Genomic DNA, 22,739 nt, shown 5'->3' on the forward strand with positions numbered 1-22,739 from the left:
CTATGTAAATAACAAAGGGGTTAGGCATGTTTCTAGGAGGGACTACGATATGAAATTCGAGAATACTGGCTTAGACAAGTTAAAAGCTGATTTAAACCGTTTAGATGATGTAATGCTTGATTACGGTTTAGTCCGTGAAGGTCAGTGGGATTACGAGCGTGTTACATATGACCGTAAGTTCGAGTTAAAAGAAGGCGTATTTTATTTACGTGTTCGCGGCTATGCGGTTGAAGGGGATGTTGATACCAATAAGGCAGTTATTCAGTTATTGACGCCATTGTTAGGAAAACATTATTATCCTCATGGAGTAGAATATGGTGATGGGGAAAACTTCCCAACATCACTCGTTAACCAATGCAAGAAAATTCTTGACGATGTAAATAACGAAGTTGAAAAATTTGCTCTATAAGCAAAATGACGCATGATCACTTTCATGCGTCATTTTTTATATTTGCCCGCGGAAAGCGTAGCGCATGGAGCGTAAAACAACAGCCAAATTTAACACAGCATATATTTAAAAGAAATCATAAAAAAATGGCTTGTAACGTGGAAGAAGGCTTTCTAAAACAGCAATTTCTGATTCTGGACCTTTAAGGTACCCTAATTCAAACAATTCAGCTGGCCGCTTGTAGCCAAATAGTATTGCTGTTAATGAATTAACATCCATCCTTACCCCTCTTTGTGGAGGCTGCACACAATTACTACCTTGCTTTTCTTTAAATACCTTAACTTCTCCATTACCAATTAAATAACTTCCATTGTTCCAAGGTGCATATTCATCCTCAAGGTGTATGAAAACCTTTTCGGTACCATTATTAAATTGATATTTTTGCAGGCATTGCTCTGCGTCGACAATTCGCGCCATGAAGTATGGTGTGACCTCTGTCTTTACTTTTGGCTGCTGTAGGATAAAAGGTAATAACTCATGATTAGAGGTTAAAATACTAACGCTATCCACCATAGAGTCGTGCTGGCAAATGAAATTCCATAATCCTATTCTTGCTTCTTTGTTTAACGCTGTAAACTCTTGAACGTCCATTTTTCGTTCTTTTACTTCGTATAAGATATAACCCTTCGCTTCACCACTTTTATCGTAGTATACAGCAATCTGACCATCATCGTATATGTTATTCTTCCACCAGGTTACATCACGTACAAGCATACCCATATAATTTTTACTAAACTGTGCATAAACAGTTTCAACGTCAGGGTGATGACTCTCATTTTGAAACCGTTTTATTGATCCAGGATGACCTTCTAGAAATTTAAGCTCCTTTTTCTCAATAAAAAGCTGCTTGTTCTCGGTAAATACTTCCCACCCAAATTTCCGATAAAACCCAATATCAAAGGGATGTAACAGTGAAACAATTTGCTCCTCTTTATACATTCTTTCTAATGCTTCAATGATTAATTTTTTTACATATCCATTTCTTCTAAACTCAGGGTAGGTTGCTACCCCCGCAACTCCGCCCATTTTCCACTTTTGGTCATTCATATATATATCGAACGGAATAATATGAAGCTTGGCTGCAAGATTATTATCCTCCCAAACTCCTATTACTCTTTGGCGTTTTAACATTTCTATCCTTGAAGCAATGCTTTCCTCAGGTATTTTATATTGAAATGCATACATTGAAAGCTTCATTGATTCGGTATAATCTTTTTCAGTAAGTTCTTTAATTTCCATTCCCATCACTCCCCCTTTAAATTATTTCTATTAATGAATAGAAATTCCCTTTATAAAAATAAAAAAAGTGCCTATTAAGACACTTTAGAATCCAAGAATAGCTTTTATAACAGAGGTTGTTTCTCCACCGTGAAAAAAGACATATAGCAATAAGTATACTGCAACACCTGTGATTGCTGTAAAAAACCAAATAACACTTGTAATTGGACCTAGTTTCCTATGTTTGGTTAAGTTATTTTTATAACCAGTATAGAGTGTTACAATACCCAAAATAGCACCAGTGGTTGCTAAGAAGATATGGAAAACTAAAAAGATAGTGTAGTAAATTTTCAGATGGTCCGGACCGCCAAATGCCGTATTTCCAATAAAAATTGTCCTTGATGCATAAATGATAAAGAAAATAAGAGCAAATATTGCCGCAATAAACATAGTCTTCTTGTGTGCTTCTATTTTTCTTTGTTTAATTTGCCACCAGCCAATGGCAACCGTTATGGCACTTAAAACGATAAAGCTGGTACTAATCGTAGGTAAAATTGGTAGGGAATTCATGGCATGAGCCTCACTTTTTATATTTTCTACAATAATTTTAGTTTAGTTACCACTATTTTTCAATGGGCTGCTTTGTAAAAATTGTCGTTAAAATCCTAAAGCCGATTTTAACGTGAAATAATCTATTTTAGTCTTTGAAATAATTTTACAAGCTCTTTTCTTTAAGAAAAGAGCTTAACAAAAAGAAAATCTCCCAGTGATATGGGAGATTATTCGATAACAGAGGGCTTTAAAGTCTGCTGTTGCTCTTTTTCACTGTCTGATTGATCCTTACGGTACCATTCAAAGAAAACATGGGCTAAGATAACGCCATAGACGATTTCCTGAATGATTTTCATAAGTACACCACCAAGCTGTTGATCATGTATTAATGACATCGAACTAAATAATTCTGGACCACTAATGTCCAAGCCAGCAAATGTTGCAGGTCCAACACAAAGACTCATCACCTGAGCCCATACTGCAGGATCAGAATAGGTTGCATAAATTGAACCTGGGGCAAAAATAATTAAGGCACAGGCAGGAGTAATTAAAATACCGTCCGCAAAGATATAACCAACCTTTTTTAATCCACTTAATCTTTGATGCTCAGGAACAGGGTTTATTAACGGCCACCACATGAAAATCGCAACGATAAATAAGAGAATTGAATATCCAGCATGAAACCAACCGTTTTGCATAACACGGTCAAAGATCATTGGTATATGATAAAAAGAAAATAATCCATTAAAAATGATTAATGCAATAAGTGGTTTTGTAAAAAACGCAAACAAAGAATTAAATAGTCTTACTTTGAAGAGCTTTCTCCAAATCCAAACCGGGATACCAAAAATAAATATTGGCGGTATAACAAGTACTAATACTGCCATTTGAATCATGTGGACGTAAAACATTAGATGTGCCATTAAATCTAACGGAGTCCCTTTAATAGCATAAATCAATGAAATTGAGAGTAAAAATAACCCTGCTTGTTTCTTAGTCAATGGTTCACTATCACTAAATTTGCTGTGCAATTTCACTGTGATTAAAAAATATACAGCTATAACGGCTAGTAAAGTTAATAGGAAGTACGGGCTCCAAAGTGCTTTAAAGCCAAAAATATCTAATGTAAGCACCGCATATCACCTCTAAATAGTAGTTAAATCTTAGTTTCATTATAAACCCAAGCAAATTAAAGAAGCAAAGAAATAAATTATTTCCCTATAAAAAGAAAATCGGCATAAGCCGATTTTCCAAAAAATTTACCACCAAATAATTGTTGAAAAAGCCAACACAGTAACTAAGCCAACAAGCAATCCTGAATAAAGAAACAATGATGGTGCTTCATGACCTTTATGGCTCATATGCATGAAATAATATAGCTGAAAAATTACTTGTACTACAGCCAATAGAAGAATAAACGGCACTATAAACCAGGCCGAAAACCCTTTAATTGCCACTGCTGCAAAAGCTATTAATGTTAAGAAAATCATCAATGCAAAGGAAACCACATGATGTCTCATTTCTTCAGCACTTTTCTTGCGGCGATATTCAATGTCAACTCTTGGGTTACCTGAATTTAATTGTGAATTTGCCATCAGTTTATCCCACCATCCCCATTAAATATACTACAGTAAAGATAAATACCCAAACTACGTCAATAAAATGCCAGTAAAGGCTGGCTACGTAAAATTTAGGAGCATTGTAAAGGTCCAAGCCTCGTTTTGCATTCCGTACAATTAATGTAGTGATCCATAAAAGACCAAATGCAACGTGACCTCCATGGAAACCAACTAATGTGTAAAATGCAGAACCAAACGCACTACTAGTAAACGTATGATGATACTCATGAACATAATGATTAAACTCATATATCTCTAATACTAGGAAAGCAGCACCCAAAAGTAACGTTAGGATTAACCAAAGATTCATTTTTTTAGCATTAAAGTTTTTCATATGATACATCGCATAAACACTTGTTAATGAACTTGTTAATAGGAGCATTGTAGCAACAAATGTAAGCGGCAGTTCGAATATATCCTTGGCTAAATGATGTGATGTATCAGGTACTTTATCCTTTAAAGCAAGATAGGTAGCAAAGAGAGAGGCAAATAGCACAGTCTCTCCACCTAAGAAGAACCAAAAGCCTAAAAATTTATTTTTTGCTTCAAGGGTTGATTTTTCAGGCTCAGCAGGCCATGTTTCATATGTTAATTTTTCGTCTGCGTGCATTATGCCTTAACCCCCTTCTCATTATCATCTTCCATTAATTCTTCTTTATGAATATGGAAACCATGGTCATCCTTCACAGAACGTAAGAACATCGCTCCAAAGGTAATCAATAAACCAATAATGATTACTGGTACAGACCATGCTTTATCATCCATATTGAACAATGCACCAAATGCTGCTACGAATAATCCGAAAGCCATCACAAATGGTAAGAATGAGGCGTTTGGCATGTGAATGTCACCTAGCGGCTCAGCAGGAGTCATACCTTTTTTCCCTTCCATCTTCTCTAACCAGTAAGCATCTAAACCACGTACAAGTGGAAGCTGTTTAAAGTTATAGAATGGAGGCGGTGAAGGAATTGCCCACTCAAGTGTTCTTCCATCTCCCCAAGGATCATTTCCAACTCTTTCATTTTTAACAGATGTCGCAATGATATTGTATAGAAGAACGAGTACACCTAATGACATAAATACTGCTCCAAGAGAACTAATCAAGTTAGATGTTTCAAATCCTTGACCAGGAAGGTATGTGAATACACGACGCGGCATGCCCCAAAGACCTAAGAAGTGCTGGATAAAGAATGTCATATGGAAACCAATAAAGAATAACCAGAAAGTAATTTTTCCTAATGTATCATTTAACATTGTTCCAAACATTTTCGGCCAGTATAAATGTGTACCTGCGAGAACCGCAAATACTACACCACCAACGATAACGTAATGGAAGTGAGCGACTACGAAATACGTATCATGGTATTGATAGTCTGCTGCTGCTGATGCAAGCATAACACCTGTCACCCCACCGGCAACAAAGGAAGGAATGAAGGCTACTGCATAATGCATTGGAGTTGTAAATTTAACACTACCGCCCCACATCGTTAATAACCAGTTAAAGATTTTAATACCCGTCGGTACACCAATTGCCATTGTTGCAACAGCAAAAATAGCATTTGCTACAGGTCCAAGTCCAGTTGTAAACATATGGTGAGCCCATACCATGAATCCTAAGAAACCGATTAAAACTGTTGCGAATACCATTGAAGAGTATCCGAATAGACGCTTTCTTGAGAACATTGCAAAGATTTCAGAGAAAATACCAAATGCAGGCAGTACTAAAATATATACTTCTGGGTGTCCGAAAATCCAGAATAAATGCTCCCAGATAACCGTGTTACCACCCATTGTTGTTTCAAAGAAATTCGATCCAAACATACGGTCAAACATCATTAGGACTAGACCAACAGTTAATGGAGGGAATGCAAATAAAATAAGTGCTGAAGTAACAAAAGTCGACCAAGTAAATAATGGCATCCTCATATATGTCATTCCTGGTGCACGCATATTAATAATGGTTACAAGGAAATTAATACCACCAATAAGGGTACCTATACCTGAAATCTGTAATCCCAATACATAGAAATCAACCCCATGACCTTTGGAGGCCATTGCAAGGGATGCATAAGATGTCCAACCAGCATCAGGTGCACCGTCAAAGAACCATGAAAGGTTTAAGAATACTCCTCCAAAGAAGAATAACCAAAATCCTAAGGCGTTTACGAATGGAAATGCCACGTCTCGGGCACCAATTTGTAATGGCATTACGGCATTCATAAAAGCAAAAACAAGCGGCATTGCTGCAAGGAATATCATCGTTGTTCCATGCATCGTTATAATTTCATTAAATAAACCGGCACTTACAAAATCATTATTTGGTACTGCAAGCTGGATGCGGATAAATACTGCCTCAAGTCCGCCTACTACAAAGAAGAATCCACCTGCAATCAGATATAGGATGGCGATCTTTTTATGGTCAACAGTTGTTAGATAGTCCCATAAAGTGGCACCAAATCCCTTTTTTTGTGCATAGGTACTCACAATTTTACCTCCCTTTCTACCAATTCCCCTATTATTCCTGGACTTTTAATCCCATTAAATATTCAGTTAAAGCGTCAAGCTGGTCTTCACTTAATTGAGGATATTTATCAGTCATTAAGTTACCTGGCTTATATTTTTCTGGAGTTCGTATCCAATTCTTTAATTCTTCCTCGTTATGGTCTAATACACCTGCAATACGAGAGCGCTCTCCAAAGTTGGATAAGTTCGGCGCTAACCTTGCTTCTGGAGGAGTTGCATTTGTTGGTGTAACAGCATGACAGCTAATACAGCTTTTATTAAAAATTTCTTGACCTTCTTGAGCAAGTGCTGTGTCAGCTTTAGCAGGTTCTTTTACATCCTTCATATCTGCTACCCAGTTGTCAAAGTCATCTCGGTCCATCGTTTTAACTTTAAAGTCCATTAAAGCATGTGATGGTCCACAAAGCTCAGCACACTTACCGTAGAATAAATCTCCAGCTTCTTTAGCCTTTGCACTATCAAACTCTAACCAGAACTTATTCACATTTTCCGTATTCGTATCAAGCTTTCCACCTACCGCTGGAACCCAGAAAGAGTGTTTAACATCAGAAGAAATCAAATTAAAATATACCTTTTCATCAGTTGGAACTACCAAGTCTTGACTGGTTACAATTTCTTGACCAGGATATTCAAATTCCCACCAATATAAATTGGAACGTACATTGATAACAAGTGCATCAGAATCTTTTTTATCCATTGGTGATACATCTGCTAATTTAAATGTAGCAGAAACCGTTGGAACTGCTAAAAGTAAAAGTAATAAAATAGGTATAGTTGTCCAAATAATTTCTAGTTTGTGACTTCCTTCTACCTGTTTTGGTATCTTTTCATCTTTACGTCTGAACTTAATCAAAACGATAAAGAAGATTACCATTACAACTAAAATAACCCCAACCATAATCAATGTACTTAGTTTCATCAGATCATATTGAATGTCTGCAACTTCACCAGCAGGTCTTAATGTCGATAGGAACGGTTCGCCACATCCTGATAGGATAAGCGAAAGAATCGCAAATATCGAAATTAAGCGCCATTTTGCAAGCCTTTTCATAGCTAAATCATACCCCTCTTTCGCTAAATGATTTCTTTAAGATTATCTGTGATCAAAAATGTATGTAGTATAATTCCTTCTTAATGTTAAAAGAAACACGGAGGCAAAAAGGTTATTAATGCCTCCATATTTTTTTATTCAATAGGAATACTTATATTCCCCTTAATTAAGAAAGAACATCCCGGCTAAATCAATGTTACAATGACCATTGCAACAAAAATAATCGTTAAATATTGCAATGAGTACACAAACATTAGTTTTGCCCACTTAATATCATCTTTGATCTTATATCCATAAATCCCTAATACAAGCCAACCGATATTTAATACAGTTGCCAAAATTAGAAATGGGATTCCTAATGAAGTAAGTAATAAGGGTGTTGGCAGTAATGCTGCTACCCATACTAGGATGTGTTTCTTAGTCGTTTTAAAACCCTTCACTACTGGAAGCATCGGGATGCCAGCAGCGCGATATTCCTCTACCCTTCTCATAGCAAGAGCATAAAAATGGGGAGGCTGCCAAATAAACATAATAATAAACAATGACCATGCAATAATATCAAGATTTCCATCTACTGCAGCCCAGCCGATTAATGGCGGTACAGCTCCAGATATACTCCCAATAATGGTATTTGATACCAATTGTCGTTTAGACCACATGGAGTAGAGGACAACATAACTAAAAACCCCAAGCAGCCCAATCACTGTTGCAGTTACAGTAGTAAACAATAAAAAGATTGTACCTATAGCAATTAAGATGATACCTAATCCAAGTACCTTTGAAGGAACTATTTTCCCAGTAACCGTTGGTCTTGATTTTGTTCTTTCCATTAACGGGTCTATATCACGATCAATGTAATTATTAATGCTGCATGAACCGGCAATTATTAAGGAGGAACCAATTACGGTAAATAAGACTATATCTAAGTTGTTTAGGAAACTTTGCCCGCTAAAATGCAGTGCAAGCCAAATACCAGTAAAAGTAGTAATAAGATTTGAATTTACAATTCCAATCTTTATAAGTGCCATAAAATCTTTCCACATTGTGGTCTTTACCAAATGTGAATTTAGGCCCGTAGAGCCATTTTCAATCGTTGCTTCACCGTATGCCTTTGAATTTGGCATTTTTCCCCCTCCTAAAATGTTCTAATTATTATTATAAACTCGATAGATAACTTTACCAAATTATAATTGTTATTTATAAGCTATTATTATTTTATAATATTGTTATTTAAGAAACACTTTCTCTGTATATTAAATCACACTTTGGTGAATTTTTGTGAATTTTTTTTGAATAATTTTTGTCTAAATTGTGTCCGCTTGTATTTACTACCCATTATACTATATTTTAGAATCTTTAGATAATAAAATACACTCTAATTTAAGCAAAATCTAAATAAATTCTTTGTGTTATAGACAACAAATGCAATTTTAACGATTGTTATATATAAGTTCGATTTAACCTACTTTATATTACTAACAGACACTTCTCTATTTAGCAATAGTTTTCACTATAACAATAGTGAAAACCCAAAGTTATCCATAATGATATTTTATTTAAAAGTTATGCAAAAATTTCAGTTTTAATTCTGTTCTTTTTCCTATGTTTTCGTTATGATAAATAAGTACTTTTATCACTTCCTATTCCAAATCATTATATTTACAAAATATTGATAGAAACGATTAAACTTTTAGTTAAGAAGGTGATTTTTTGCAACGGTCTTTAAAGTGGTTAGCTGTGGCAACTACTATTGGAATGATATTGGTTTTACTTGGGGGAGCCCTGGTAACAAAAACGGAGTCTGGTATGGGGTGCGGGAGATCTTGGCCATTATGTAATGGTGAGTTCGTGCCAAGTGATATAACTCCCGAATTAGTGATAGAACTTGCTCACAGACTCGTTTCTGGCTTAGTTGGTTTTTTGGTATTGATTTTATCTATATGGTCTTGGAAAGTAATTGGGCACATTAGGGAAACCAAATTCCTATCTTTTCTTTCGTTTTTCTTTTTATTGTTACAAGGATTGGTTGGTGCAGCTGCTGTAATTTGGGAACAGTCTGATTTTATCCTCGCCCTGCACTTTGGTATCTCACTTATTTCCTTTGCTGCTGTATTTTTGCTTACATTATTAATCTTTGAAATTGATAAAAAGTTTGATGCTGATAAACTCATTATCGATAAAAGAATGGGATTTCATATTATATCTATATCCATTTATAGCTACTTTGTTATTTATACAGGTGCATTAGTACGTCATACCAAATCGAGTTTAGTTTGTCGTGATTGGCCATTATGTATTAATGACAGCCCAGCGTTGCCAAGTAATCTTTATGAGTGGGTGCAAATGGGTCACCGCACCGCGGCGGCTGGTATTTTCATTTGGATAGCATATGTAACTTACCTAGCAATCAAAAAGTATCGTCAGCAAAAAGTCATCTATTGGGGTTGGATCAGTGCATTTACGTTAGTATCCCTCCAAGTAATATCAGGAGCTTCTATTATTTTTACCCGGTTAAATCTTTACATCGCATTAATGCACGCTCTATTTATTACCTGTTTATTTGGTGTACTAAGTTATTTTCTCTTATTACTCTCGAGGTCTCGAAAGAAAAAATAGATATTAAAAAAGTTGCCAAATTTTATTTTGGCAACTTTTTTTTATTTCATCATTTATCAAGTTCGAGAAGCAAATCTCCGGTATGAATAGCATCCTCATTTTTCACATAAATTTCCTTTATTACTCCTGAAAATGGAGCTTGGACTGTTGTCTCCATTTTCATCGCTTCCGTAATCAAGAGATGGTCGCCTCGTTCTACTCTTTCCCCTTTTTCCACTAATACCTTAACAACAGTACCAGGCATTGTAGCCGAGATATGTGTTTCATTTTTAGGATCTGCTTTTACTCTCGTCAATACCGAGGCTTTAATACTTTCATCTTTAATATTAACCTCACGCGGTTGACCATTAAGTTCAAAATAAACTACTCGAGTACCGTCTGCCTGTGGCTGACCAATTGAGACAAGTTTAACAATAAGAGTTTTACCTGTTTCAATTTCTACTTCAATTTCTTCACCTAGCCTTAGACCATAAAGGAATGTAGGGGTATCTAGAAAAGACAGATTGCCATATTGCTCAACCGTATTTAAATATTCTTTATACACCTTTGGATATAGTGCATATGAAATCAAATCAATATCCGAAATGCTTCGTCCTAACTCCTTCCCTAACTCTTCCTTTAAGTCGGTAAAATTAATCTCTGGAAGTAACTCGCCCGGACGGACCTCCAGAGGCTTTTTCCCCTTTAATATGACGTTTTGAAGTCTTTCTGGGAATCCTTGATGCGGTTGACCGAGATAGCCCTGGAACATTTCAACTACCGAATCTGGAAAATCAATCGACTCCCCTTTAGTAAGGACATCAGCTTCTGATAGATTATTTTGAACCATAAAGAGTGCCATATCCCCGACAACCTTAGATGATGGTGTAACCTTGACGATATCCCCAAACATGTGATTGACCTTAGTGTACATTTGTTTAACTTCATCCCACTGCTCGCCAAGCCCAACACCCTTTGCTTGCTGCTGAAGATTACTATATTGTCCACCTGGCATCTCATGCTGGTACACCTCAGAATGTGGTGCAACCATACCACTTTCAAAATCGTGATAATATTTCCTTACATCCTCCCAATAATATGAAAGCTGTTCCAGCGCCTCAATATTTACATTCGGTTTCCTATCCTTACCTTCTAGTGCATAATAAAGTGAATTTGCACTTGGCTGAGAAGTTAGCCCTGCCATCGTACTTAATGCGGTATCCACGATATCTACTCCGCCGTCAATGGCACGTGCATATGTGTAGATACCATTCCCGCTTGTATCATGGGTATGAAGATGAATCGGAATATCAATCGTTTCTTTTAATTCAGAAATTAGTCGATAGGCTGCTTCAGGTTTTAGCAAACCAGCCATATCCTTTATCCCTAATATATGTGCCCCTTGGTTCTCAAGTTCTTTTGCAAGTGTTTTATAATAGTTCAAATTATATTTCACTCTTGTTTCGTCCAGAATATCACCAGTATAACAAATTGCTGCTTCTGCGAGCTTTCCACTATCTCGAACAGCTTCTATCGCAATTTCCATTCCAGGCACCCAGTTTAAACTGTCAAAAACTCTGAATACATCAATGCCCTCCTCCGCAGACTTTCTTACAAATTCACGGATTAGATTGTCCGGATAATTTTTATATCCCACGGCATTAGAACCACGGATTAACATTTGGAACAGAACATTCGGAATTTTTTCACGAAGCATCTGTAATCTTTCCCACGGATCTTCTTTTAAGAAGCGATAGGCTACATCAAATGTAGCTCCTCCCCACATTTCAAAGGAAAACAGGTTAGGTAATAACTTTGCAGTAGGTTCAGCAATATGCAAAATGTCTGTTGACCTCACCCTGGTTGCTAATAACGACTGATGTGCATCTCGGAAGGTAGTGTCCGTTAAAAGTACATTTTTTTGTTCCTTTAGCCACTGAACAAGACCTTCAGCGCCATTTTGATCTAGTATTTGTTTCGTCCCATTCTGGTAAGGAAAATCATATTTTAATTTAGGTATACGCGGCTTTGAAAAAACGGGTCTTTTCTTTTTTTCAATTCCTGGGAAACCATTCACAGTCACGTTTCCAATATACGATAGCATTTTGGTTCCACGGTCTTTACTAGCAGGAAATACGAATAACTCCGGAGTTGAATCGATAAATGAAGTATCATATTCTCCCCTTCTAAAATTTTCATGTCTTACAACATTCTCAAGAAAAGGAATATTGGTTTTTATTCCGCGAATTCTAAACTCCCTTAGATTCCGAACCATTTTAGATGCTGCTTGTTCGAAGGTTAATGCCCATGTAGAAAGCTTCACAAGCAAAGAATCATAATATGGTGTGATGACAGCACCTTGATATCCATTTCCTGCATCAAGCCGAACACCAAAGCCCCCTCCAGAGCGATAAGCCATAATCTTTCCGGTATCAGGCATAAAATTATTAAGCGGGTCTTCTGTTGTAACACGCGACTGGATAGCGAAACCGTTTATCCGAATCTCTTCCTGCGGAGGAATTCCGACAATCGGGCTGTGTAACTCTTGACCTTCAGCCACTAAGATTTGCGTATGTACAATATCAATTCCCGTTACCATTTCAGTTACAGTGTGTTCAACCTGAATCCTTGGATTTACTTCTATGAAATAAAAGTCCTCACCCGAAACAAGAAATTCAACTGTTCCTGCATTTAAGTAAGCTACATTCTTCATTAGCTTAACCGCGGCAGTACAAATTTTCTCTCGTAATGAGTCTGAAATTGATACACTTGGAGCTACTTCCACTACCTTTTGATGACGTCGCTGCACAGAACAATCCCGGTCATACAAATGGACGATGTTACCATTTTTATCTCCAAATATTTGAACTTCTATATGTTTTGGTTTTTCAATTAATTTTTCCAAATAAACCTCGTCACTGCCAAAAGCTGCTTTTGCTTCTGATCTAGCGCGATCAAATGCTTCTTGCATTTCCTCTCGATTTCTGACAATACGCATACCACGTCCGCCCCCGCCTAGGGCTGCTTTAATAATAATCGGAAAACCATGATTATCAGTAAAATCCAGAACTTCCTGTATTGTTTCTACAGGGCCATCGCTGCCTGGTATTACCGGTATATTTGCTAATTCTGCTTGTTTTCTTGCCTTAACTTTATCACCGAACATATCAAGGTGAGTGGAGGTTGGACCGATAAAAATGATTCCTTCTTCTTCACAGCGTCTTGCGAAATGAATGTTTTCGGATAAAAAGCCATATCCTGGATGGATGGCGTTTGCACCGCTGAATTTTGCAATTTCAATGATCCCATCAATATCTAAATAGGCATCAATCGGTTTCTTTCCTTCACCAACTAGATATGCCTCATCCGCTTTATAACGATGGTACGCACCTGTGTCTTCCCTGGAATAAATTGCAACGGTTTGGATATTTAATTCGGTACAAGCCCGAAAAACACGAATGGCAATTTCTCCCCTGTTTGCGACTAACACTTTGTTGATTTGTCTAGTCAATCTAAGCACCTCATTCTTTCTCTCTTTTTTTATATAAAAGCGCAGGGATGTATTTTCCCCGCGCTATGTTCGAAATTGATATACATTTCCTTCTTGGTGGTTACTTGTTTTTTCTGGTTGTTTTTGTTTATATTTATTTTCATATTTAACAAACATAGAAACATTAACTAGAATACCAGCAGCTATTGCTAATTGTAATAGTGAAGAACCGCCATAGCTTACAAATGGTAATGTGACACCTGTAAGAGGAATAACTCCCGAAACCCCTGCTAGATTGATAAATGACTGAATTCCAATCATACTCGATATTCCAATTGCTAATAAACTGCCAAATGGATCCTTACACCTCAAGCCGAGGTAGATTCCCCGTAATACAATATAGCCTAAAGTAAGGATGACGAAACTGACTCCCCAAACACCTAATTCTTCTGCAATGACTGCCATTATAAAATCTGTATGGGATTCTGGTAAATACCCTAACTTCTGGACACTCTTTCCTAAACCTAAACCATTTACCCCACCTGACCCAATTGCAATATACGAGTTTGCTAAATGGAACCCGGAATCCAATTCATCTTCGAATGGATTACTTAAAACTTGAAAACGTTCCAAACGTTTTTCAGAAAAAATTTCATCCTGCAGTACTAAAATAACAGGAGATAGGAGAATCATCCCAAGCATGACTAATTTGGTAATCGTTTTGATATTCATTCCTGATGAGATAATAATTGTTCCTGCAATAAGTCCAATAATAAGTGCTGTCCCAAAGTCTGGTTGAAAGGCAATTAATCCAAGCACGATTACTAGGTAAGCTAATGGCGGTAATACACCATGATTAAATTTGTTAATGTATGCCTGCTTCTTCGCGTAAACGGCTGACAAATAAATGATAATTGATATTTTTACAAATTCTGCCGGCTGAATACTAATAAAGCCAAAGTCATACCAACTTTGAGCATTTCCTCTAACTTGTCCAAATACAAATAGACCTAAAAGACCTAAGATAGATAAACCCACCATTGGGAGTAAAAACTTTGTACTTTTCATAATTTTATAGGGAAATAATGCAATAAAAATAAAGATCAAACCAGAGACGATTAAATACAGCTTTTGTTTTTGATAAAAATAATCACTTGGAACGTGGTATCGTTGAACGGCTGATGCCATGCTGGCACTATAAACCATCACTAATCCAAATAAAGATAAAAGAATGATCGCGATGATTAATGAATAATCATAGGATTTCAATATTTTTTTAAACATCTAATAACTTCCTCATTTTTAAGATTGTCGTTATTGCTATTATAATAGAAAATGAAACAATTGGGTTGAGGAAAAGTTACATTACTCCAATATTTTGTATGGAAATATTCTGAATATAGCGGTAGTTAATAAAAAACTCAAACAACACTTCATCATTGTTTGAGTTTTTTTAGCTATTTTCTAATGGATGCTTCATGAAGCGCAGATAATTCTCTTTCTAATTTATCTAGTATCGCTTTACCATCCTTGACTTCGATTAAGCCTAATCTAACCGCAAATTCTATCTCTCTAGATAAACCAAACATTTGCGTATCCAATACCTCTTCATAAAGCGGGCATTGAGGCATCGTGAGATTTTCCATTTGCACTTTAATAAGCTTTAATATTTTTTCAGCGTCTGCCTGTAACAAGGCATAGGCTTTTTCCTGATGATTCACAATCATTTCAGACGCCAACATTGATCCCCCCATTCAGAGCGATAACCCAACTTATCTATAAATTTTACCTTTTACCACTGAAAAATGCAAGAACAATAACTGCCTGAGTCCTTTGTAATCATATTACTTATATGACATTCACTTTATTTAACGGTATACTTTAATAGAATGAACTGGAGGAATGAAAGATGGAAAAGATAATAGCACTAACCGGCAAAGTTAAATATTCAATTACACTTGATCCCTCTGTGTGGATATTTGATGATCGTAAGGTTGATTTGACTACCTACTTCTCTACAAGTTCTGATCACACTGACGAACTGGAAGAATATACTAAATCAATTTCTAAGCATTGGGACCGTGAAATCATAGAAGGTGCTGTCTACCCGCCAACCTTAAAAACTGAAAAGAAATATGAGAAAGAAAAAGTATTAACAGGAAGTTTTGGTATTCCATTTCAACCTTTTTTAGAGAATGCGGAACCAGAAGATAATGCTACTACTTTAATCATAAAAACGCTCGTCTCAGAACATGAGGTATCTCTTGATTTTGCAAAAGAGCTTATTCTTGGTTTTTCAGAAGTTGGAAAGCCTCTTTCAGAAGATGGACCTGTCCATGTTTACTTCGGAGATGGTTCTAACCAAAAACATCCAATAAAGAATGTCAGAGGATTTTTCATTAAATAATAAACAACGGGTGCCAATTTGGTACCCGTTTTGTACATTTTTTCTTATTATTCATCTTGCTGTTTACAGCAAATCTGCCGCCAGCCTTGCTAATCCAGATCGCTCTCCTTTTAATAATTTAACATGTCCAGATATAATTTGATCTTTAAAACGTTCGACCACATAGGTTAACCCATTATTGTAGGCGTCAAGATAGGGATGGTCGATTTGTTCTGGGTCACCCATTAAGACAATTTTACTCCCCTCACCTACACGTGTTAAGATTGTTTTTACTTCATGTTTGGTCAAATTTTGTGCTTCATCAATGATAATAAATTGTTTTGGCAGACTTCTTCCCCTTATATAGGTTAAGGCCTCTACCTCTATTGACCCCATCCCAGCAAGGATGGCGTCCAATTCGCCAGGTTTCTTAGTATTAAATAGGTATTCTAGATTATCAAATATCGGCTGCATCCAAGGTCTAAGTTTTTCTTGCTTTTCTCCAGGTAAATACCCTATATCCTTGCCAACCGGTACAATAGGTCTAGCTACTAATAGCTTTTTAAACTCTCTAAAATCTTCAGTTTGCATCAATCCTGATGCTAGAGCTAAAAGCGTTTTACCAGTACCTGCTTTACCTATTAATGTTACTAACGGTATATCCTTTCGAAGTAGTAACTCAATTGCCATCGTTTGCTGTACATTTCTTGGATGTATTCCCCAAACATGTTCCTGATTAATCGCGAGTTTCTTTACCTTTAGCTTTGTTTTATCAACCATTCCTAATGCTGAGGCAGATCCACCTAGAGCATCTTTCATGATTAAGAATTGATTAGGATAAAACGGATATTTACCTATCTCTGATAACGGTAGTTCCCCTTTTTCATAAAAAGTCCCCATTAATTCTCCAGATAAAAAAATCTCTAAAAAGCCAGTGTAAATATGGTCGATTTCGACCACCCTGTCACTTAAAAAATCCTCTGCAGTTAACCCGATAGCGTCTGCCTTTACCCTGACTAATGTATCTTTACTTACAAGGATCACAGGCTTTCCATTTTCCTTCTGTTGTTCTTCCGTTGATAAATTTTTTGCTACCGCAAGAATTCGATTGTCATTTGTTTTTTCGACAAAAATTTCCTGTAATTCATGAAAGGCACGATGATTAAGTTCAATTCTAATGGTTCCACCATTTTCAAGTGGTATTTTTTCATGAAGTTTCCCCGCTGCTCGCAATTCATCAATTAATCTTGATACATGTCGGGCATTCCTGCCAATTTCATCCATGTATCTCTTCTTTGAGTCCACTTCTTCAAGGACAACTGCAGGAATGACTACTTCATTATCTTCGAATGAGAATATGGAATACGGGTCTTGTAATAAGACGTTTGTATCTAACACGTATATTTTACTCAAAGCGACGCCTCCACTTTTTCTAGTTGTGGCTTGTTCATGGTTCAAACAAACCGAATGCTAGATAGGACTTTGGTAAAATATATGTTTGTTCGAATAAAGATAGAAGGATTTCCGCACAATAAATGTAAGTTGAGTATAACAAAACTCGAGTATCTATCATGAATCATTTATACAACTCTGTGTGGAGGTGGAGATTTAAATGAAAAAGTTATTGATGTTTACTTGTTTATTATTGATTTTAGCTGCTTGTAACAATAATACTAACAATGCTCAGAATAACGAGAAGCAATCATTAGTTAACGTAAAGAACAGCAATATCGAAGAAGTAGACAGGCAAACCGGTCAAGAAATTTCCAAACGATTAGTTGAACTTGCCACTAGTATTCCAAATGTACATGATGCTACTGCAGTTGTTATTGGCAGGTATGCGATTGTGGGTATCGATGTAAATTCGAAGATCGAGCGTTCACAAGTGGGGACAATAAAATATTCAGTAGCTGAAAGTCTAAAAGAAGACCCTCATGGTGCACGTGCTATCGTAGTCGCTGATGCAGACACCAATCAACGTCTGAAAGAAATTTCAGCAGATATTAAAAAAGGACGACCCATCCAAGGAATTATGGAAGAACTCGCTGACGTTGCTGGCAGGTTAATGCCTGAGATCCCTGGAGATATGATAGATCCTAATCCTAAAAACGCTCCAGAGGAACCGAAGAAAAAGCTGCAGGAAAATGAAAAGAAAAGCTTAGAGGATAAACAGCAAGAAGAATCAAAGCACTATAAATGATAAAGCTTAGTCGTGAGACTAAGCTTTTTTCATCGCTTCCATTACCTGCTTATCAAGCCTTGCTGCTGCATTTTTGTCGTACGTTTTATCATACTGTGGCTCTGTGACAATTTTTGAACCATAGAACATAACATCTCTAACCTCATGGATTCTTATTTCAATCAACGCTAACTTTAAAGGAACGTCCTGCAGCCGCTCTTCTTTCAATGCTGCTTCACCTTGTATGGAATATGTAGATTCATTCGCAATTATATTGATCACCACTTTTTTATTATGTGTGATATTTTGGATAATTCTAGATTTATTATCTATAGCAAAATAGATTGTTTCCTCATCTTTTGCTAAAATCCATGATATCGCACTAACATTGGGACCACCTGATTCATAATCCACTGTTGCTAATGTTACAAACCTTTCTTTTTGCAACTCATCATATAAAGGCTTAATGAGTCTTGGTTCCACTTGATTTGGCATCTTTACAACCCCTTCATTTCATTCCTTACTTGTATCTTTAATAAAACAGACATTCTCATAGTACTATTATCTGTTTTTTTCAGCAACTTAACCAGATTGATTTACTAGTCATCATATTTGCATGATATACTATAGTAAAAACAAAGCGAGACTAGAGAACTTGAGGTGCATTATGAGAGTTAAGTGCGTGATCTGCGACAAAATTGAATCGATAGAAGATGAATCCTTTATAGCAAAACGTCTTCGAAATCGACCAATCCATACATATATGTGTCAAGACTGCAGCAGTAGAATTTCGGAAAAAACAAAAGCAAGAATTGATACAGGTAATTTCAGATTTTATCGTGCACAGTCTGAGAAAGATGATTGGTAAGAAAAGCGGAAGCTCCTTGCTCAGGGGCTTATGACCCGAGCCCCTAGGCGCTGGAGCTGGACAGTAAAAAAAATTCATGCCGCAACCGGCATGAATTTTTTTTACTCTTCAAATGGAAAATTACAATATTTATCTGGCTCTTGATTGATCTGGTTAAGCATTACTTCGATGAGGTCACGATGAAATCGAGTCTTCTTCGGTTCACCTTCATGGATAAAGGAAACATAATACATCACTTCATCCGTTGTTACTTCAATGTCTGTTAAATGATGTTCATCCTTAATAATCTCATCAAAAAGGTCTAACGTTTCTCGTGCTGCTGTATCCTTAGGACGAGCATCGCATACAATCTTTATTGAAAGCCAATTATAAAGCGCATCCTGTACCGATCTCATGTTAATATCCCCCGTTACTTTGCCTCAAACTTTGCTGCTTTTTTCGACTGATGCAAGCGAATTTTGTAAATGATTAATATTAATGCAGCAACCACAAGACCCTCTGCTATTGGCAGGAATATCCCTAATGCAGTAAGAATCGTACACCCTGCAGCTAAAAAGATATAAATCATAATCGATTTTCCTAGTGGAAGCTTTTGGGCAAAGCCAAGCTTATAGACCAAAATAGATAGGGCTACTATCGTAATGTACAGCAGCCACATTCCCATTTTGGGATTTTCGGTAACATTATAGAGCGCTGGAAAAAAAGAAAGTCGATCCGCTACATTCACACGAATTCCTCCCCTGAAGGATTTTAGCTTAATTCTGCAACTTTTTTCTTTTTAGCCATTCTTTCACGTTCGTTTTTATCAAGAATTTTTTTACGAAGACGAATTGATTCCGGTGTAACTTCACAGTATTCATCCTCGTTTAGGTATTCTAATGACTCTTCAAGTGTCATTATTCTCGGTTTCTTAATAACGGAAGTTTGATCCTTGTTAGCAGAACGAATATTTGTTGCCTGTTTCACTTTTGTGATATTAACCGTAATATCATTTTCACGTGTGTGCTCGCCAACTATCATACCTTCGTAGATTTCAGTACCAGGTTCAACGAAAATTGTTCCACGGTCCTCAACATTCATAATACCATAAGTAGAAGCTTTTCCTGATTCCATTGATACTAGCACACCTTGACGTCTTCCTCCAACTTGACCTTGAACCATTGGCTGGTAGCTGTCAAATGTGTGATTTATTATTCCATAACCACGAGTCATTGTTAAGAATTCTGTAGTGTAGCCAATTAGTCCACGTGCTGGGACATTAAAGATTAATCGTACTTGACCAGACCCATTATTAATCATATCAATCATTTCGCCTTTACGAGCACCAATTGATTCCATTATAGAACCTGTATGCTCTTCAGGTACATCAATTTGAACTCGTTCAATTGGCTCACAGCGAACACCATCAATTTCTTTAACAATTACTTCCGGCTTAGAAACTTGAAGCTCATAGCCTTCACGGCGCATGTTCTCGATTAAGATAGATAAGTGAAGCTCACCACGCCCTGATACGATCCATGCATCTGGTGAATCTGTATTTTCAACACGTAAGCTTACGTCGGTTTGCAACTGTGCGAGTAGTCTTTCTTCAATCTTTCTAGAAGTTAGGTACTTACCTTCTCTACCGGCAAATGGACTGTTATTAACAACAAAAGTCATTTGCAATGTTGGTTCATCAATTCTAAGAATAGGTAATGCTTCTTGGTGCTCCACTGGAGTAACCGTTTCACCTACATTGATATCTTCCATACCGGAAACAGCAATTAAATCTCCTGCTACAGCTTCTTGAATTTCCTGACGTTTTAGACCAAAGAAACCAAAGATTTTACTTACACGGAATTGTTTAACTGAACCATCTATTTTCATTAATGAAACCTGTTGACCAACATGCATTGTACCGCGGAAAACACGGCCAATTCCAATTCTTCCAACATAATCATTATAATCAAGCAGAGCAACTTGGAATTGTAATGGCTCATCACGATTATCAATTGGTGCTGGAATGTTTTCAACAATGGAATCATACAAACATTGCATGTTTTCATCTTGTTTTTCATGATCTGTGCTTGCCGTTCCATTTATTGCAGATGCAAAAATGACTGGGAACTCCAGTTGATCTTCGTTAGCACCTAGTTCAATAAACAAATCAATAACTTCATCAATTACTTCTACTGGGCGGGCAAAATCACGGTCAATTTTATTAACGACAACGATTGGAGTCAAATTTTGCTCTAACGCCTTTTTTAGTACGAAGCGTGTTTGTGGCATTGTTCCTTCATAAGCGTCAACAACAAGTAATACTCCATCAACCATTTTCATGATACGTTCTACTTCGCCGCCAAAATCTGCATGTCCTGGAGTATCCAAAATATTGATTCGTGTATCTTTATATTGAATCGCTGTGTTTTTAGCGAGAATCGTTATTCCACGTTCCCTTTCAAGATCATTTGAATCCATTGCACGTTCTTCAACGTGCTCGTTCGTACGAAATGTTCCTGATTGCTTTAATAATTGGTCAACCAAAGTCGTTTTCCCGTGGTCAACGTGTGCGATGATCGCTATATTGCGAATATCTTCTCTAATTTTCAAGTAATTCACTCCTACTTCTATTTCAAAAATTTTAAGCTATTTATAGTTTCCCATATACAACTAAAGTATTATACCACATTTATGGTGGAAAGCTAACTGCATTTTATGTAGAATATAGCTATATCAATTATCACAAATAAAATTTTATTTTTTATATGACAAGGGGACTAGCAAAATGAAGCAAATTAAATGGATTTTTGTTGTTTTTGCAGTACTGGCAGCAGTAAGTATAATGGGTATAGGCGTGGCAATTGGGGAAGAAAGTATCTTAGGGGTAATTGGCAGTATCCTTGCACTCGTTCTTGTAATGGGGTTCGGATTTAAAACAAAAGCAAAATTACGTGATAATGGTCAATTATAAAAAGAAGCCTTTTGGGGCTTCTTTGTTTTACCATTTTCCTTCTTTTAGATAATCATTAATGATGGTTTGGTGTAAGCCAGGTTTTGCCACCAGCAATGAATCGCTTGAAAGGAAATCCAACTTATTACCTCTTAGATTGGAGACAACACCGCCTAATTCCTCAATAATAACTGAACCAGCAGCAACATCCCAAGGTGATAACCTCATTGAAATATAAGCATCCACTCTCCCTGTTGCGACAAACACCATTTCAAGAGCAGCTGTTCCGTATGATCTCGTTCCTCTTGCATCTTTAACCAACGGTATAAGCAAGTTATGGTCAATACGATGATTTTCCATCACCCAGGTTGCATTTAAAGCAATAATCGATTCTTTTACTGTCACTTTACTTAATGGAGGAAGCTCAGTATTGTTCATAAATGCACCTTTACCAGTAATCGCATGATATAATTCATTGTGTGCTACATCATAAATAATTCCAATTTTCCCTATGCCATTTTCAAACACACCTAGAGAAATAGCGAAATTTCGCTGTTGATGGATAAAATTCATTGTTCCATCAATCGGGTCGATAATCCATACAACACCATCAAGTTTACTTACTTCATCCCCAAACCCTTCTTCACCCAAAATTCTATGGTTCGGGAAAGTTTTTCTGATTTTATTAATAAAGAATTGTTCAATTTCTTTATCTATATTGGTCACTAAATCATTAGGATTTGATTTGGTTTGGATATTTAACGTTTCAGTAAAAGAATCCCTAATTTTATCACCAGCTTCCATTACCCATTGCTTAGCCTGAAGATCAACGTAATGCCAGTCCATTTTATCCCTCCACTTTTTCAATCCTTATATGTACA

General features: G+C 36.6%; 23 protein-coding genes. 6 read left to right on the plus strand and 17 right to left on the minus strand.

Translation table 11 applies throughout. The features are described 5' to 3' along the window. The first annotated feature begins 49 nt into the window (after positions 1–49). Complete coding sequence (locus ABC255_RS22550) at positions 50–409, plus strand: YugN family protein (protein WP_412997012.1); 360 nt, start codon at positions 50–52, stop codon at positions 407–409. A gap of 105 nt (positions 410–514) precedes the next feature. On the opposite strand, the gene ABC255_RS22555 is transcribed toward ABC255_RS22550, so the two are convergent. The 8 genes from ABC255_RS22555 to cyoE form a co-directional block, all read right to left on the minus strand. After that, a complete protein-coding gene (locus ABC255_RS22555; RefSeq protein ID WP_412997013.1) occupies positions 515–1,687 on the minus strand; it encodes a GNAT family N-acetyltransferase in 1,173 nt (390 codons plus the stop codon). Positions 1,688–1,771: 84 nt separating this feature from the next. Next, positions 1,772–2,236, minus strand: coding sequence for a DUF420 domain-containing protein (locus tag ABC255_RS22560; protein WP_412997015.1), 465 nt, complete (start codon positions 2,234–2,236; stop codon positions 1,772–1,774). Positions 2,237–2,445: 209 nt separating this feature from the next. Next, positions 2,446–3,351, minus strand: coding sequence for a cytochrome c oxidase assembly factor CtaG (gene ctaG / locus ABC255_RS22565; RefSeq protein ID WP_412997017.1), 906 nt, complete (start codon positions 3,349–3,351; stop codon positions 2,446–2,448). Between the two features lie 126 nt (positions 3,352–3,477). Next, the gene (gene ctaF / locus ABC255_RS22570; RefSeq protein ID WP_335534744.1) at positions 3,478–3,813 is read right to left on the minus strand and encodes a cytochrome c oxidase subunit IVB; all 336 of its coding nucleotides are present in this window, start codon (positions 3,811–3,813) and stop codon (positions 3,478–3,480) included. A 4-nt stretch (positions 3,814–3,817) separates the two neighbouring features. Then, the gene (locus tag ABC255_RS22575) at positions 3,818–4,447 is read right to left on the minus strand and encodes a cytochrome c oxidase subunit 3 (RefSeq protein WP_412997020.1); all 630 of its coding nucleotides are present in this window, start codon (positions 4,445–4,447) and stop codon (positions 3,818–3,820) included. Beyond that, positions 4,447–6,321 carry a cytochrome c oxidase subunit I gene (gene ctaD / locus ABC255_RS22580; protein ID WP_335534748.1) on the minus strand — a complete coding sequence of 625 codons (1,875 nt, stop codon included), beginning with the start codon at positions 6,319–6,321 and terminating at the stop codon, positions 4,447–4,449. The genes ABC255_RS22575 and ctaD overlap by 1 nt, the downstream gene beginning before the upstream one ends. Positions 6,322–6,352: 31 nt before the next feature. Next, positions 6,353–7,411, minus strand: coding sequence for a cytochrome c oxidase subunit II (coxB, locus tag ABC255_RS22585; protein ID WP_412997022.1), 1,059 nt, complete (start codon positions 7,409–7,411; stop codon positions 6,353–6,355). Positions 7,412–7,596: 185 nt separating this feature from the next. Beyond that, positions 7,597–8,535 (minus strand): heme o synthase, encoded by a 939-nt coding sequence (cyoE, locus tag ABC255_RS22590; RefSeq protein WP_412997023.1) that lies wholly within the window; start codon positions 8,533–8,535, stop codon positions 7,597–7,599. Positions 8,536–9,121: 586 nt separating this feature from the next. On the opposite strand from cyoE, the gene ABC255_RS22595 reads away from it, so the two are divergent. After that, on the plus strand, positions 9,122–10,027 hold the full coding sequence (locus tag ABC255_RS22595) for a COX15/CtaA family protein (protein ID WP_412997025.1): 906 nt from the start codon (positions 9,122–9,124) through the stop codon (positions 10,025–10,027). A gap of 49 nt (positions 10,028–10,076) precedes the next feature. Here ABC255_RS22595 and pyc read toward each other — a convergent pair whose 3' ends face one another. From pyc to ABC255_RS22610, 3 genes are all read right to left on the minus strand, one after another. Beyond that, on the minus strand, positions 10,077–13,517 hold the full coding sequence (gene pyc / locus ABC255_RS22600; protein ID WP_412997027.1) for a pyruvate carboxylase: 3,441 nt from the start codon (positions 13,515–13,517) through the stop codon (positions 10,077–10,079). 63 nt (positions 13,518–13,580) lie between these two features. Continuing rightward, on the minus strand, positions 13,581–14,780 hold the full coding sequence (locus tag ABC255_RS22605) for an FtsW/RodA/SpoVE family cell cycle protein (protein WP_412997028.1): 1,200 nt from the start codon (positions 14,778–14,780) through the stop codon (positions 13,581–13,583). Positions 14,781–14,953: 173 nt separating this feature from the next. After that, positions 14,954–15,235, minus strand: a complete 282-nt coding sequence (locus ABC255_RS22610) for an Fpa/YlaN family protein (RefSeq protein WP_063251657.1) — start codon at positions 15,233–15,235, stop codon at positions 14,954–14,956. Positions 15,236–15,405: 170 nt separating this feature from the next. On the opposite strand from ABC255_RS22610, the gene ABC255_RS22615 reads away from it, so the two are divergent. Further along, positions 15,406–15,903, plus strand: coding sequence for a peptidyl-prolyl cis-trans isomerase (locus ABC255_RS22615; protein WP_412997030.1), 498 nt, complete (start codon positions 15,406–15,408; stop codon positions 15,901–15,903). Positions 15,904–15,966: 63 nt separating this feature from the next. Here ABC255_RS22615 and ABC255_RS22620 read toward each other — a convergent pair whose 3' ends face one another. Beyond that, positions 15,967–17,295 carry a PhoH family protein gene (locus ABC255_RS22620; protein WP_335534764.1) on the minus strand — a complete coding sequence of 443 codons (1,329 nt, stop codon included), beginning with the start codon at positions 17,293–17,295 and terminating at the stop codon, positions 15,967–15,969. 199 nt (positions 17,296–17,494) lie between these two features. Between ABC255_RS22620 and ABC255_RS22625 the strand changes: the two genes are divergently transcribed. Continuing rightward, positions 17,495–18,082, plus strand: coding sequence for a YhcN/YlaJ family sporulation lipoprotein (locus tag ABC255_RS22625; RefSeq protein WP_412997032.1), 588 nt, complete (start codon positions 17,495–17,497; stop codon positions 18,080–18,082). 18 nt (positions 18,083–18,100) lie between these two features. Here the strand turns inward: ABC255_RS22625 and ABC255_RS22630 are convergent, their stop codons facing one another. Then, the gene (locus ABC255_RS22630; RefSeq protein ID WP_412997034.1) at positions 18,101–18,556 is read right to left on the minus strand and encodes a pyridoxamine 5'-phosphate oxidase family protein; all 456 of its coding nucleotides are present in this window, start codon (positions 18,554–18,556) and stop codon (positions 18,101–18,103) included. Between the two features lie 172 nt (positions 18,557–18,728). On the opposite strand from ABC255_RS22630, the gene ABC255_RS22635 reads away from it, so the two are divergent. Then, a complete protein-coding gene (locus ABC255_RS22635; RefSeq protein ID WP_081954315.1) occupies positions 18,729–18,929 on the plus strand; it encodes a YlaI family protein in 201 nt (66 codons plus the stop codon). Between the two features lie 101 nt (positions 18,930–19,030). Here ABC255_RS22635 and ABC255_RS22640 read toward each other — a convergent pair whose 3' ends face one another. The 3 genes from ABC255_RS22640 to typA are packed head-to-tail and all read right to left on the minus strand — an operon-like array spanning position 19,031 to position 21,518. After that, complete coding sequence (locus ABC255_RS22640) at positions 19,031–19,324, minus strand: hypothetical protein (RefSeq protein ID WP_412997036.1); 294 nt, start codon at positions 19,322–19,324, stop codon at positions 19,031–19,033. A gap of 14 nt (positions 19,325–19,338) precedes the next feature. Then, a complete protein-coding gene (locus ABC255_RS22645) occupies positions 19,339–19,656 on the minus strand; it encodes a YlaH-like family protein (RefSeq protein WP_412997037.1) in 318 nt (105 codons plus the stop codon). A 23-nt stretch (positions 19,657–19,679) separates the two neighbouring features. Next, positions 19,680–21,518, minus strand: coding sequence for a translational GTPase TypA (gene typA, locus ABC255_RS22650; protein ID WP_412997039.1), 1,839 nt, complete (start codon positions 21,516–21,518; stop codon positions 19,680–19,682). Between the two features lie 175 nt (positions 21,519–21,693). Here typA and ABC255_RS22655 point away from each other — a divergent pair, with 175 nt between their 5' ends. Beyond that, positions 21,694–21,879 (plus strand): YlaF family protein, encoded by a 186-nt coding sequence (locus ABC255_RS22655; protein WP_335534776.1) that lies wholly within the window; start codon positions 21,694–21,696, stop codon positions 21,877–21,879. Between the two features lie 27 nt (positions 21,880–21,906). On the opposite strand, the gene ABC255_RS22660 is transcribed toward ABC255_RS22655, so the two are convergent. Further along, positions 21,907–22,704: an inositol monophosphatase family protein gene (locus tag ABC255_RS22660; protein WP_412997041.1), complete on the minus strand. Its 798-nt coding sequence runs from the start codon at positions 22,702–22,704 to the stop codon at positions 21,907–21,909. Positions 22,705–22,739: the final 35 nt, after the last annotated feature.

The sequence above is a fragment of the Neobacillus canaveralius genome, from assembly GCF_047237705.1.
Classification (GTDB): domain Bacteria; phylum Bacillota; class Bacilli; order Bacillales; family Cytobacillaceae; genus Neobacillus; species Neobacillus niacini_K.

Coding starts and splice junctions, on each gene's coding strand:
- ABC255_RS22575 (WP_412997020.1), bottom strand. CDS start 4,447: ATGCACGCAGACGAAAAATTAACATATGAAACATGGCCTGCTGAGCCT.
- ABC255_RS22655 (WP_335534776.1), top strand. CDS start 21,694: ATGAAGCAAATTAAATGGATTTTTGTTGTTTTTGCAGTACTGGCAGCA.
- ctaF (WP_335534744.1), bottom strand. CDS start 3,813: ATGGCAAATTCACAATTAAATTCAGGTAACCCAAGAGTTGACATTGAA.
- ABC255_RS22635 (WP_081954315.1), top strand. CDS start 18,729: ATGAGAGTTAAGTGCGTGATCTGCGACAAAATTGAATCGATAGAAGAT.
- ABC255_RS22560 (WP_412997015.1), bottom strand. CDS start 2,236: ATGAATTCCCTACCAATTTTACCTACGATTAGTACCAGCTTTATCGTT.
- ABC255_RS22660 (WP_412997041.1), bottom strand. CDS start 22,704: ATGGACTGGCATTACGTTGATCTTCAGGCTAAGCAATGGGTAATGGAA.
- ABC255_RS22630 (WP_412997034.1), bottom strand. CDS start 18,556: ATGCCAAATCAAGTGGAACCAAGACTCATTAAGCCTTTATATGATGAG.
- ABC255_RS22640 (WP_412997036.1), bottom strand. CDS start 19,324: ATGAGATCGGTACAGGATGCGCTTTATAATTGGCTTTCAATAAAGATT.
- cyoE (WP_412997023.1), bottom strand. CDS start 8,535: ATGCCAAATTCAAAGGCATACGGTGAAGCAACGATTGAAAATGGCTCT.
- ABC255_RS22615 (WP_412997030.1), top strand. CDS start 15,406: ATGGAAAAGATAATAGCACTAACCGGCAAAGTTAAATATTCAATTACA.
- coxB (WP_412997022.1), bottom strand. CDS start 7,411: ATGAAAAGGCTTGCAAAATGGCGCTTAATTTCGATATTTGCGATTCTT.
- ABC255_RS22550 (WP_412997012.1), top strand. CDS start 50: ATGAAATTCGAGAATACTGGCTTAGACAAGTTAAAAGCTGATTTAAAC.
- ABC255_RS22625 (WP_412997032.1), top strand. CDS start 17,495: ATGAAAAAGTTATTGATGTTTACTTGTTTATTATTGATTTTAGCTGCT.
- ABC255_RS22605 (WP_412997028.1), bottom strand. CDS start 14,780: ATGTTTAAAAAAATATTGAAATCCTATGATTATTCATTAATCATCGCG.
- ABC255_RS22555 (WP_412997013.1), bottom strand. CDS start 1,687: ATGGAAATTAAAGAACTTACTGAAAAAGATTATACCGAATCAATGAAG.